Origin of the sequence: Actinoplanes sp. NPDC020271, assembly GCF_044388125.1 — a bacterium.
Taxonomy (GTDB): Bacteria; Actinomycetota; Actinomycetes; order Mycobacteriales; family Micromonosporaceae; genus Actinoplanes.
Window position 1 is genome coordinate 56,441 of record NZ_JBIRWQ010000010.1, and the last position, 12,467, is coordinate 68,907.

11 protein-coding genes are annotated in these 12,467 nt (G+C 72.0%); 6 read left to right on the top strand and 5 right to left on the bottom strand.

The window, feature by feature from the left end:
- Positions 1 to 9 precede the first annotated feature (9 nt).
- Positions 10 to 1,758 (top strand): S9 family peptidase, encoded by a 1,749-nt coding sequence (locus ACH442_RS22720; protein ID WP_396340079.1) that lies wholly within the window; start codon positions 10 to 12, stop codon positions 1,756 to 1,758.
- 180 nt (positions 1,759 to 1,938) lie between these two features.
- Here ACH442_RS22720 and ACH442_RS22725 read toward each other — a convergent pair whose 3' ends face one another.
- The gene (locus tag ACH442_RS22725; protein WP_396340080.1) at positions 1,939 to 2,697 is read right to left on the bottom strand and encodes a Clp protease N-terminal domain-containing protein; all 759 of its coding nucleotides are present in this window, start codon (positions 2,695 to 2,697) and stop codon (positions 1,939 to 1,941) included.
- A gap of 151 nt (positions 2,698 to 2,848) precedes the next feature.
- Between ACH442_RS22725 and ACH442_RS22730 the strand changes: the two genes are divergently transcribed.
- The 4 genes from ACH442_RS22730 to ACH442_RS22745 are packed head-to-tail and all read left to right on the top strand — an operon-like array spanning position 2,849 to position 6,454.
- Positions 2,849 to 4,195 (top strand): nitrate/nitrite transporter, encoded by a 1,347-nt coding sequence (locus ACH442_RS22730; RefSeq protein WP_396340081.1) that lies wholly within the window; start codon positions 2,849 to 2,851, stop codon positions 4,193 to 4,195.
- Between the two features lie 10 nt (positions 4,196 to 4,205).
- Positions 4,206 to 5,021: a hypothetical protein gene (locus ACH442_RS22735; protein WP_396340082.1), complete on the top strand. Its 816-nt coding sequence runs from the start codon at positions 4,206 to 4,208 to the stop codon at positions 5,019 to 5,021.
- Between the two features lie 14 nt (positions 5,022 to 5,035).
- Positions 5,036 to 5,542, top strand: coding sequence for a DinB family protein (locus ACH442_RS22740; RefSeq protein ID WP_396340083.1), 507 nt, complete (start codon positions 5,036 to 5,038; stop codon positions 5,540 to 5,542).
- A 45-nt stretch (positions 5,543 to 5,587) separates the two neighbouring features.
- On the top strand, positions 5,588 to 6,454 hold the full coding sequence (locus ACH442_RS22745) for a class I SAM-dependent methyltransferase (protein WP_396340084.1): 867 nt from the start codon (positions 5,588 to 5,590) through the stop codon (positions 6,452 to 6,454).
- 67 nt (positions 6,455 to 6,521) lie between these two features.
- On the opposite strand, the gene ACH442_RS22750 is transcribed toward ACH442_RS22745, so the two are convergent.
- The 4 genes from ACH442_RS22750 to ACH442_RS22765 all read right to left on the bottom strand — a co-directional run bounded on the left by ACH442_RS22750 (position 6,522) and on the right by ACH442_RS22765 (position 11,346).
- Positions 6,522 to 6,923 carry an SRPBCC family protein gene (locus ACH442_RS22750; protein ID WP_396340085.1) on the bottom strand — a complete coding sequence of 134 codons (402 nt, stop codon included), beginning with the start codon at positions 6,921 to 6,923 and terminating at the stop codon, positions 6,522 to 6,524.
- 139 nt (positions 6,924 to 7,062) lie between these two features.
- On the bottom strand, positions 7,063 to 8,532 hold the full coding sequence (locus ACH442_RS22755) for an ATP-binding protein (protein ID WP_396340086.1): 1,470 nt from the start codon (positions 8,530 to 8,532) through the stop codon (positions 7,063 to 7,065).
- 2 nt (positions 8,533 to 8,534) lie between these two features.
- Entirely contained in the window at positions 8,535 to 10,193 is a 1,659-nt protein-coding gene (locus tag ACH442_RS22760; protein ID WP_396340087.1) for an FAD-dependent oxidoreductase, read from the bottom strand.
- Between the two features lie 4 nt (positions 10,194 to 10,197).
- A complete protein-coding gene (locus tag ACH442_RS22765) occupies positions 10,198 to 11,346 on the bottom strand; it encodes an NAD(+)/NADH kinase (RefSeq protein WP_396340088.1) in 1,149 nt (382 codons plus the stop codon).
- Between the two features lie 137 nt (positions 11,347 to 11,483).
- Here ACH442_RS22765 and ACH442_RS22770 point away from each other — a divergent pair, with 137 nt between their 5' ends.
- A complete protein-coding gene (locus ACH442_RS22770; protein ID WP_396340089.1) occupies positions 11,484 to 12,278 on the top strand; it encodes an HAD family hydrolase in 795 nt (264 codons plus the stop codon).
- Positions 12,279 to 12,467 lie beyond the last annotated feature (189 nt).

Below are 12,467 nucleotides of genomic sequence, written 5' to 3' on the forward strand. Positions count from 1 at the left end.
AGGTACGTCTTGGAGGGCCAGCTCCACCGGGTCGACGTGACCGTGCTGCCGGCGTTCTCGCTGTTCACCTCGGCAGTCGCCGGGAACTGGTCGGTGACGCTGTCACCGGACGGGCGACACGCGGCGTACGTCTCCGACCGGGCCGGCACACCCGGCGTCTGGGTGCAGCCGGTCGACAGCGAGCTGGCCTTCCGGATCGCGTTCGACGAACCGGTCAGCGAAGTGGCGTGGTCGTCCGGCGGGGGCTGGCTCGCCTGCCAGGTCGCCCCGGGCGGCGCGCCCCGGCACGAGATCTGGCTGGTCCGGCCGGACGGGTCGGACCCGCACCAGGTGGCCGGGTTCGGCGCGGACACCGCCGACAACATGCGGTGGCTGCCGGGGCGGCCGGTGCTGGCGCTCACCGAGAACCTGACCGACGCGATCCTGATCGACGTGGTCGCCGGGACCCGGAGCAAGATCGCCTCCGGTGACCTGATCTCGCTGTGTGACGTCGACCCGGCCGGGCGGTCGGTTCTGCTCCGGCGCGGCCCGCGCGGCGACCGCCGGATCGAGTCGGTGCCCGGCGAGGTGATCTGCCGGGGCGAACAGGCAGTCTTCAGCCCCGGCGGCGGGTGCGTCTACGCGCGCAGCGAGGACGGGGAGTTCCCGGCGCTGGTACGGGTCGCCGGAGGCACCACCGAGGTGCTGGCCGCCGCCGCCGACGCCGAAGTCGAAACCTTCGCGGTCACCGCCGACGGGCGAACCGCGGCAGTGCTGTGGAACGTTCGCGGCGGCGAATCGGCGCTGTCGCTGATCGACCTCGACCACACCGGATCACCGATCCCGGTCGAAGTGCCGCTGCCGGCCCCCGTGGTCTCCGGGCTGACCTGGAGTTTCGACGGCTCGTCGCTGGCCTTCACCGCCGAGGGCCCGGGCCGCCCGCACGGCGTCTGGACCTGCGCCCGCGACGGATCCGGTCTGCGACCGATCTCGGCCGAACCGGCCGACCCCGATGCGGTGCACCCGACGCTGGAAAAACTCAGCGCGCACGACGGGCTCACACTGACCGGCTGGCTGTTCACGCCGTCCGGCCCCGGCCCGCACCCGGCCGTCATCTGGCTGCACGGCGGCCCCGAAGCACAGGAACGCCCCGGACACGGGCCGCTCTTCCAGTCCCTCGTCCAGCGCGGCATCGCGGTGTTCGCGCCCAACGTGCGCGGCTCCTCCGGCTTCGGCCACACCTTCGTCAACGCGGACAACGGGCCGCTGCGTCACGACGCGATCGAGGACGTCCGGTCGTGCGTGCGCTACCTGCGGGACTCCGGGATCGCCGAGCGGGTCGGCGTGATGGGCCGGTCCTACGGTGGGTACCTCACGCTGGCGGCGCTGGTCACCTACCCCGAACTGTTCGACGTCGGCATCGACATCTGCGGGATGTCGGACTTCGCCACCTTCTACGAACACACCGAGCCGTGGATCGCGGCGGCCGCGATCAGCAAGTACGGCGACCCGGTCGCGGACGCCGCGCTGCTGCGCGAACTGTCCCCGCTCCACCGGATCGACCGGCTCCGGGCGCCGCTGCTGATCGTGCACGGCGAGAACGACAGCAACGTGCCGGTGATCGAAGCTGACCAGGTGGCCGGGGCGCTGGCCGCGCGGGGAGCCCCGCACCGGTATCTGCTGTTTCCCGGTGAGGGGCACGAACTGCTGCACCGGACGTCCCGGGCCGAGTTCCTCCGCGCGACGATCGAATGGCTGACCCGGTATCTGCTGCCCTGACGGGCGCCGCCGGTCGTCCACACCGGCGCTCTGTCCACAGGGCTTCGGCGGCCGGTGCCGGTTTCCCGTCATACTGATCAGCGGGCCTTCCCCCAGGGTGGGTGGGGTGTGAAGTTGCTCAGATGATCAATGGCAGCAACGCCAGGAGCAGCAGAAACAGGGTTGCCGCGGCGGCGCGCATCACTCCTGCGGCGGGGCCAGGCGCTGCTCCAGCCGCTCGATCCGAGCCACGAGCGGCTGCAACGCGGCGGCCAGGAGCTGGGCCGGGTCGGCGTTGCCGGCGTTGCGGAGATCCGAGTAACCGGAGGCCGCGGCCGTGTTGGCCTGCAGGTGCCGATAGCCGGCCAGCGCCGACGCGACCGCGCGACGGGTCAGGCGCGGCTCGGCCCCGGCTGCCCGCAGCACTTGACCGGCCACCCCGTCGGGCTCGGTGACCAGCCCGAGCAGCAGGTGCTCACAGCCCACGTAGTTGTGCCCGAGCCCGACCGCCTCGCCCACGGCCAGCTCCAGCGCACCGGCCGCCGGGACGCTGAAGTGCACCCCGATGCCGGGCCCGGCCGCCTCCTCGCCGGTCTGCCGCTCCAGCTCACGGGCGAGCGCGGCCGGTTCGATCTCGAGGGCCTGGAGCACGTGCATGGCGAGGTTGGTCCCTTCCTGGATCATCGCGCCGAGCAGGTCGCCACTGCCGACCGAGGCGCGGGCCCCGGCGCCGGCCCGCTCGACGGCCAGGCCCAGGACGGTGCGGCTGCGGCCGGTCATCAGCGGGAACCGCTCTTCCAGGTCGGCGCCGGAGAGCTCGGCCAGGGAGGTCTCGCGGATCGCGGTGACCCGGCGGACCGCCTGCTCCAGCGCGCGCTGGCAGATCGCCGAGACCGGCAGGCCGGTCTCCTTGACCGCCTCGGCCAGCTCGTCGGGCAGATACACATTGATCTTCGGCATCACGCGCTCCTTCGTCACCAGTGGGGTTATAAAGCTATACCCCCACTGGGGTTACAGCAACCTGATCAGTGGGCAAACCCACGTTGCAACGCGCCGAGCTGCGGAGAAGGCTTGGAAAGTACGAGTGCACAACGCGAGTGGAAGGCACCACATGTCCCTGCGACCCGGAGCCCGGGCCTGGGCGGTGTGGGCCGCCGGTCTCGCCGCGTATGTCGTCGCCGTTCTCAACCGCACCTCGCTCGGCGTGGCCGGGCTCGACGCGCAGCACCGCTTCGACGTCGGCGCGAGCGCACTGGCCAGCTTCGCCGTGCTGCAGTTGCTGGTCTACGCCGGCCTGCAGATCCCGGTCGGGCTGCTGCTCGACCGGTTCGGGTCACTGCGGCTGATCGTCTCCGGCGCGCTGGTGATGGCGGCCGGGCAGACGCTGATGGCCAACGCCCACGGGATCACCGGCGCGGTCGCCGCCCGGGTCCTGGTCGGCGCCGGTGACGCGATGACGTTCATCAGCGTGCTACGGCTGGTGCCGCGCTGGTTCCCGCCCCGCCGCGTGCCGGTCCTCACGCAGCTCACCGGCATCGTGGGGCAGCTCGGCCAGGTGCTCTCGGCGGTGCCGCTGGCCGCCCTGCTCGCCGGGCCGGGCTGGTCCACCGCGTTCCTCGCCGCCGGTGGCGCCGGGGTCTTCGTCACGCTGGCCGCGCTGGTCGCCCTGCACGACACCCCGGAGCAGCGGGTGACCAGCGGCGACCCGATCAACCTGCGCAAGCTCGGCGCCGACGTGGCGCACGCCTGGCGGCACCCGGGCAACCGGCTGGGGCTGTGGACGCACTTCACCACCCAGTTCACCGGCACGGTCTTCGCCCTGATGTGGGGCGTGCCGTTCCTGATCGCGGGCGAGGGTGTCAGCCGCGGCACCGCCAGCACGCTGCTCACACTGTTCGTGCTGGTGGGCATGGTGACCGGCCCGGTGCTCGGCGTGGTCGTCCAGCGATATCCGTTGCGCCGGTCGCTGCTCGTGCTCGGCATCGTCGGGATCAACCTGGGGGCCTGGGCCCTGGTCATCCTCTGGCCCGGCCGGGCGCCGCTCCCCGTGCTGATCCTGCTGGTCGTGGCACTGGGCTCCGGTGGTCCCGGTTCCATGATCGGTTTCGATTATGCGCGTACGTTCAATCCCCCGCACCGCCTCGGCACGGCCACCGGCGTGGTCAACGTCGGCGGGTTCGTCGCGTCGCTGCTGACGATCGAGTTGGTCGGCCTGATCCTGGACGCGCGCACGGGCGGCAGTGCCGACTATCACATCGCCGATTTCCGGGTCGCGATGTCGGTGCAGTTCCTCATCGCCGCAGCCGGTCTGGCGGGCATTCTGCGGACGCGGAAACTGGCCCGCCGCCGTCTCGAGGAGGAGGAAGGCATCGTCATCCGGCCGCTGCGGGTGGTCCTCGCGCAGCGACGGGGTTTGGCGGCGAGCCGTGCGGTTAAGGCGGAGGGCTGGCGCGACTGAAAGGGGGCACATGAGTTCGCACGCGCAGACCCGGCCCTTGGGCATCGACATACCCAAGACGATCGCGGGCACGCTCGCGGCGGTCTCGGCCGCCGTGATCGGCTCGTTCCTGGGCGTCGCCGGCACGCTCGCCGGTGCGGCGGTGGCAAGTCTGATCAGCTCGATCGGCACCGAGGTCTACCACCGCTACCTGGACCGGGGCACGAAGAAACTGCAGGCCGTGTTCGTGACCGCGCCCGCCGCGGTCGGCACGCCCGAGGTGGCCGCGGCGCCGATGTCGCCGGCCGAGCCGATCTCGCCGGCCGCTCCGGACTCACCGGACGCGCCGTCGTCGCACGACGGGCCGGGCAAGTTCCGCTGGAAGCGGATCGCGATGGTGGCCGGCGCCCTGTTCCTGCTGGCGATGGGCACGCTCACCGCGGCCGAGCTGCTGGCCGGCCGATCTGCGGCCGATGCGACCAGCGGGCGGGACGGCGGGGCACCGACCGTGTTCAACTTCTCCGGCAAGCATTCCGACGACACCAAGCCGGCCCCGGCGACCTCGACCGAGCCGGCCGGTTCCGATCCCACTCCGGCCACGACGGCCCCGACGGCCCCGACGGCCTCGACGACGCCGGGTGACTCGTCCGGTGACCCGGGGACGGCGACGACCGAGCCCACGAAGCCCGCGGCCACCGACGCCCCGGCCGACCCGCAGCCGACCGGTGGCAGCGACACCGGCGGTGGGACGGGCCCGGACAGCGGCACCGGTGACGGCGCCGGCCAGGGCAGCGACCCGGGCCGGCAACAGCAGGGTCAGGGCACCACCGACGAAACGCAGCAGTAGGAGGAGAACGGACGATGGACGCGAAGGGTGTGCTGGAAGAGGCGTTCGGGCGGCTGCCCGAACTGGTCGGCACCGCGATCGACGGGCTCACCCCGGAGCAGCTCCGGTGGGCTCCCCGGCCCGGCGCCAACTCGATCGGCTGGCTCGTCTGGCACCTGACCCGTGTGCAGGACAGTCACCTCGCCGAGATCCTGGAGAGCGAGCAGGTCTACGTCACCGGGGACTGGGCGGCCCGCTTCGGCCGCAAACCCGATCCGTCGGACAGCGGTTACGGCCACACGGCGGCGGACGCCGCGGCGGTCGTGCCGGAGAGCGCGGCGGCGCTGACGGAGTACTACCGGGCCGTACACGCCAGGACTGTGGATTTTGTGAAAGGCCTGACCGAGGCGGACCTGGACCGGATCGTCGACCGTCGCTGGGATCCGCCGGTGACCCTGGGCGCCCGGCTGGTCAGTGTGTACGACGACGACGCCCAGCACGCCGGACAGGCCGCCTATCTGCGTGGGTTGCTGCCGGAGTGACAAGTGTCAGCGGCCGCACTCGCCCGAGCCGGTTACGGTCGGTCCATGTCGGAGTATCGGGCGAGTCGGACCGCGGTGCTGGTGTGTCAGGGGCGGGCAGTGGCCCACGGGCGGTTCGCCCCCGGGAGATTCAGCGACCCGACCGCGGCGTTGCTGCTCGACGACGACGAGCGGGCCATGGTCGACCGGGCGCGGGACGGGCGGCAGCCGGACGGCTGGGCCGAACGGATGGCGTACGAGATGGTGCTGCGCTGCGGCGAGTTGATGGTGCCGCGGACGGTGGCTATCGACGACGCCGTGCGCGAACGGCCGGCCGGCCAGGTGGTGATCCTCGGCGCGGGCCTGGACGGGCGCGCCTGGCGGATGCCGGAACTCGCCGACGCTGACGTGTACGAGGTCGACCAGCCCGCCTCTCAGCAGGACAAACGCGACCGGGCGGCGGGGCTGGACGGCAAACCGCCGACGTTCGTGCCGGTGGACTTCGCGCGGGACCGGCTCGGGGACGCGCTGGCCGCCGCGGGCCACCGGGCGGCCGAGCCGACCACGTGGGTGTGGGAGGGCGTCGTCCCCTATCTGACGCGCGACCAGGTCGCCGGCACCGTGCAGGCGGTCGCCTCGATCTCCGCCCCGGGCAGCCGGTTGGTCGTCAACTACCAGCCGACGTCGGGCGCGGTCCGGATCGGCCGGGTCGTGACCCAGGTCATGGCTCGCCTCGGCGGCCGGACCAGCCCGCTGTCGGGCGAGCCGTGGCGCTCGCTCTGGTCGCCGGAGGAGATGGCGCGGCTGGTGGAGCGGCACGGCTTCACCGTCGTCCGCGACAACCACCTGCGGGAACTGGCCGACGGCCTGCTCGATCCGGGCCCGGCCGGCATCTCGTTCCGCTCCGGCCGCATCGCCGTCGCCGACATCTAGGCCGTGCCCGGCCGATCACCCGGGGCTGCGGCGTGGCGCCGGTAGTGGCTGGAGCCGGCCCGGGAAGTCAGGCCGACTCGAGGACCGCTTTCAGCTCCACGATGCCTCGCTCGACGCGGGCCTGGACGGCGCCCGCCAGCGCGTGCGGCAGGACGTCGGTCGTCCAGACCACCCGGGTACGCCCGTCGACCTCCACCACCTGGAACGCCGCATGGTGGTAGGTCAGCGGCATCGCCTGACCCTCGATCACCGAATACGCCATCCGGCGCAGCTCGTGATCGACCGCGATGATCAGCTCCCGGATCCGGGTGCCGTTCGGCATCGTCAGGATCCGCACGTCGCCGTCCATCTCGGCGGACGCCACCCGCCCGGGCAGCAGCCGCTCGTGCACCGCGCCGACATCAGCGATGGCCTCCCAGGCCTGAGCTGCGGGAACGTCGACGAAGGTCGCGACGGAAACGGTGGCCACAGAGCGACTCCAGACGGGGCGACGGGCGGGGAGCGACGGCGCTGAATTCGTTCAGTTACGACTGTGGAAGGAAGCGCCGCCAGGAGCCGCCCATCGCCGACGCCGATCCTAGTGATCGGCGACGAGCGGCTCCAGCCGTTTACGCCGAGGCGGGCTCGCTCAGCGGCAGCCGGACCAGGAACCTGGTGTTCCCGGGCGCGGACTGCAGGGAGATGTCGCCGCCGTGCGTGTTGACCACGATGCGGTACGAGATGTCGAGCCCCAGCCCGGTCCCCTCGCCCACCGGTTTCGTGGTGAAGAACGGCTCGAACACGCGCTTCCTGATCTCGTCGGGCACGCCGGGACCGGTGTCGCCGATCGAGACGACGACGCGGTCGTCCTCCCGGCTCGTCCGGATGGTGAGCGTCCCCGCCCCGGACATCGCCTGGACGGCGTTGTCGATCAGGTTCGTCCACACCTGGTTCAGCTCGGCCGGGTGGGCCGGGATCTGCGGCAGTGTCCGGTCGTAGTCCTTGACCACGCGGACCCCGTCGCCGATCTTGTGGGCGAGCATCACCAGAGTGCTGTCCAGCCCGGAGTGCACGTCGATCCACTGGTGCGCCGAACGGTCCACGTGCGAGTACTGCTTGGCCGCGTTGACCAGGGACGACACGCGACCGGTGGCGTCCTCGATGTCGCTCATCAACTGCTCGGTCTCCAACGCGTACCCGATCCAGTGGATCGCCTGGTCGAGCAGCTCGGGCGAGTCGAGCCGGGCCTGGATCTGGGTGAGGCACTCGGTGTCGATGCCGCCCTGCGCGAAGACCGGCGCGACGTCCCACGCGTTGGTCACGCCGCGCTCGTCCATCCAGTCGCCGAGCTCGTCCTCCAGATCGGCGATCTCCATGGCGGTGCGCACCGGCGCCTTCGCGGCCCGCTCGATCACCTCCTCCTGGAGTTCGAGCAGCGCGGTCAGGCGGTCCGGCGCGACCTTGCCCTTGGCCAGCTTGCCGAGCTTCATCCGCATCGCGGCGACCCGCTCGCGCAGGGCACCGGTGGCCCGGGCGGCGGCCGCGGCCGGGTTGTTCAGCTCGTGCATCAGGCCGGCCGAGAGGGCCCCGAGCGCCTGGAGACGCTGCCGCTCGCCGATCGCCGCCTGCGAGCTGCGCATCCCGAGGGTCAGGCCCTCCAGCAGGTGGATCGCCATCGGGAACCAGTCACGCATCAGGCGGCCGAAGTCCTCGGCGGAGAGCATGAAGAACTCGGCGTCGGAGAGCGCTCGCATCGACGCCATGTACTTCTGCGGCACGCCGTCGTCGCGCAGGTAGGCGTTGGTGGCGCCCATGTAGACGCCGCGCTGCTCGGTGCGGCTGGTCTGCACGTCGTCCTGCCCGACCCGGCGGCTGAGCGCGACCGTGCCGCTGAGCAGCACGAAGAACTGGGTCGCCGGGTCACCCTCGCGCAGCACCAGGCCACCGCCGGGCACCCGCATGGTGCAGCCGTGCTCGGCGATCCAGGCAAGCTGCTCGTCGGTCAGTTTCTCGAACAGGAACAGCGTCTTCAGATCGGCGGGCGTGAGCCGGCCGGGCTCACAGGGTTGGAGCCGGATCTCTTCTGTCTCCGTGGTCATGGCTACTGCGCCTCCAAGTAACGGTGGACCAGCGCGACGGCCATCGCGCCCTCGCCGACCGCCGAGGCCACCCGTTTGATCGAGTTGGCCCGGACGTCGCCGGCGGCGAAGATGCCGGGGACACTGCTCTCCAGATAGAACGGATCGCGGTCCCGATCCCATCCCCGCGGGCGGTCACCATTCAGGACCAGATCCGATCCCGTACGGATGAAGCCCTTGCCGTCCCGGACGACAGCGTCGCCGAGCCAGTCCGTCCGCGGTTCCGCCCCGATGAACACGAAGAGGTAGCCGCACTCGACCGTGCCCTTCGTGCCGTCCTTGCTGTCACAGATGGTGATCGCCTGCAGGTGCCCGTCGCCGTGCGCCCCGACCACCTCGCACCGGGTGCGCACCTCGATGTTGGCGACCTGGGCGAGCTGCTGGATCAGGTAGTACGACATCGACGACTCCAGCGAGGCGCCGCGCACCAGCAGGGTGACCCTCCGCGCGTACTTCGCGAAGAACAGCGCGGCCTGGCCGGCCGAGTTCGCCCCGCCGACGATGTAGACGTCGCTGCCCGAACAGGCCGGGCCCTCGGTCGCGGCCGAGCCGTAGAAGACGCCCGAGCCGGTCAGGTCGGCGACGCCCTCGGCCACCAGCGGACGGTAGGAGACGCCGGTGGCGAGCAGGATCGCGTGCGCGGAGATCTCGCCGCCGTCGGCGAACGTCAGCGTGCGCGCCGACCCGTCCGCCCGCAGGCCCACCACCTCGCGAGTGTTCAGCGTCTCGGCGGCGAACTTGTCCGCCTGCCGCCGCGCCCGGTCGGTGAGCTGCGCGCCGGAGATCCCGTCGGGGAAGCCCAGATAGTTCTCGATCCGGGAGCTCTGGCCGGCCTGGCCGCCGACCGCCTGCCGCTCGATCAGCAGCGTCTTGAGCCCTTCCGAACCGCCGTAGACGGCGGCGCCCAGCCCGGCCGGCCCACCACCCACGATGATCAGGTCGTAGAAGTCGCGGACCGGGCTCGTCGACAGGCCGGCCGCCTCGGCGACCTCCTGCACGCTCGGACGCGGCAGCGCACGCCCGTCGGCCGTCACGACCAGCGGGATCGACTCCGGCCCGGCGTCCGCGGCCTCCATCAGCCGGCGGCCCTCCGGCTCGTCGGCGCCGAAGTACTTGTAGGGCACCAGGTTGCGCGCGAGGAAGTCGCGGATCTGGAAGGACGGCTCGCTCCACCGGTGGCCGACCAGCCGGATGTCCGGCAACTCCTGGTCGCCGGTGGCCTGCCACGCGTCGAGCAGCGCGTCCAGCACCGGGTAGAGCTTCTCCTCCGGCGGGTCCCACGGCTTGAGCAGGTAGTGGTCGACGTCGACCACGTTGATCGCCTGGATCGCGGCGTCGGTGTCCGCATATGCCGTGAGCAGCGCGCGGCGGGCGTGCGGGAACAGGTCCATCGCCTGCTCCAGGAACTCGATGCCGTTCATCTGCGGCATCCGGTAGTCGGCGAGCATCACGGCGACCCGGCCGCCGCGCAACTTCAGCTCCTTGAGCACGTCGAGCGCCTCGGACGCCCCGCCGGCCCGGATCACCCGGTACTGATCGCCGTAGCGCCGGCGCAGGTCACGCGCGATCGCGCGGGAGACCGAGGGGTCGTCGTCGACGGTGAGGATGGCGGCTTGGCCCATGTCGTTACCTCAGCTCCACATCGTTCAGCTCGGGGTGACGTTCCAGATAACCGGCCACGAACGGGCAGGTGGCGACCACGTGGGCGGCCCGCGAGCGGGCGTCGGCGAGCGCGGCCGCGGCCAGCCGGCCGGCCAGCCCGCGACCGGAGAACGCCTGGTCCACCTCGGTGTGCAGCAGCTCGACCTGATCGGGCCCGCGCCGGTAGTGCAGCACCCCGGCAACCTCGCCGCCGACCAGCACCTCGTAACGGTTGCGCTCGAAGCTGTCGACCACGGTCGCGTCGGCGGCGTCGTAGTCGGCGGCCTGGGCGCTGCCCTCGACCCGCAGCTTGCGCCGGGCCCGCTCGTAGAACGACGTCTGACCGAAACGGATCACCTGGGCGGCGGACGGGACCGGCTCGATCTCGATCGACGCGCCCGGCTCGGCGTAGCCCTCGATGATGCCGTCGACCTCGATCGCCAGGCGGCCGCTGGTCGGCAGCACGTCCAGGCAGAGGTGCTCGGAGGTGTCCAGCACCAGTGAACGGTTGAACGACGAGTGCGCGGCGGCGGCGCTGACGATCAGGGCCTCCACGTTCGGCGAGACGATCGGGCCGCCGGCCGAGAAGCTGTACGCCGTCGAACCGGTCGGCGTCGACACCAGCACCGCGTCGGCCGCATAGTTCACGAAGCGCTTGCCCTCGACCTTGATCCCGACCGCGGCCAGCCCGTGGCCCGGCACCCGGACCAGGGCGATGTCGTTGAAGGCGGTCACCCGCCGCCCGTCCGGCAGGACGGTGCGCACGGCGGTGCGCGACTCGATCCGGTACGAGTGGTCGTCGATCGCCGACAACGCGCCCGGCAGATCGGGCAGGTCGACCTCGGCGAGGAAGCCCAGGCGGCCCACGTTCACCCCCAGGACCGGGGTCTTGCGGCCCTCGACCAGGCGCATGCTGCGCAGCATGGTGCCGTCGCCACCCAGGCTCACCAGCAGGCCGGACCGCTCGACCATCTCCTCGGTGGAGACGGCGACGGCGCTGCAGTCGATCCGGGTGATCTCGTCGTGCAGGCCCAGCACGGTCACGCCCCGGGCGGCCGCCCAGCTCACGATGGTGTCGACCGCCGACCCGCAGTCACGGCGCGGGTGCAGCACCAGACCGACAACTTTGATCATGCCCATCCGCGTCCCCCTTCGTTCCGGTGCCAGCCTTCCATGTCACGGGCACGATCGGCGACCTTCACGAGCGTGGCAGGGAGCACTTGAAGAAATGTGGGCGGCGAAACGTCGTACCCATGATGTTGAATGCCGTCATGACGCAGTGGCGCGCGGTGGTCACGGATCTGGACGGAACAGTGGTCGGCCCGGGCGACACGATCGATCCGGCCACGCTGAACGCCGTCGCTCAGCTGCGCTTTCGCGGGGTGCCGCTGCTCGCCGCGACGGCCCGGACGCGCAACGGGGTGGAACGCCTGAGCGCGCTCGCCGGCCAGCTGGCCGTCGCGGTCTGCCACAACGGCGCACTCGGCTGGTCCCCCACCGGGAACCGGACGCTCTGGCAGCGCACCCTCGACGCCGGCACGCTCAGTGAGCTCGCCACGTTCGTCCGCGCCCGGCCCGGCGCCGGGCTGGCCGTCTTCGGGGTCGCGAGCTGGGACATCACGCCGGAATACCTCGCGCTGCGCCGCCGCCCGCCGCCCGAGCCATGGCGGGAGGTGACGATCGGTGACATCGCCGACCAACCGGCCTACGGCGTCGCGATCCGGCACGCCACGCTCACCTCGGACGAGCTGATCGCCGAGCTGACCGCGGCCGGGTTCGCCGGCCGGGCCACGCTGACCTACTCGGCGCCGCACCTGATCGAGGCCGGGCCGCTCGGGGTGGACAAGGCGGCCGGGGTGTCGCGCGCGCTGGACTGGCTCGGCGTGCGGCCCGAGAACGCCGTCGCATTCGGGGACATGCCCAACGATCTGAGCATGTTCGCCCTGGTCGGGCACTCGGTCGCGGTCGGTGACGCGCATCCCGCGGTGCGGGCCGCGGCGACCGCGCACGCCCCGTTCGGCGGCTTCGCCCGCTGCCTGACCGAGTTGGGACTGATCGGCTCGTAGACGTCTCGCGGGGGCCGTCGGCTCCGGTCCCCGGGCGCCCCGGGTGCCGGAGCGCGGGATCCCGGCGTCCCCGGCGTGGGGGGGGGGGGCCCCCCCCCCGGGGGGGGCCCCCCCCCCGGGGGCCCCCCCGACCGGGGTTTAGAGGCCCAGTACGAGGGGGGACTAAACAGTGTGGGGGGGCACCGACCC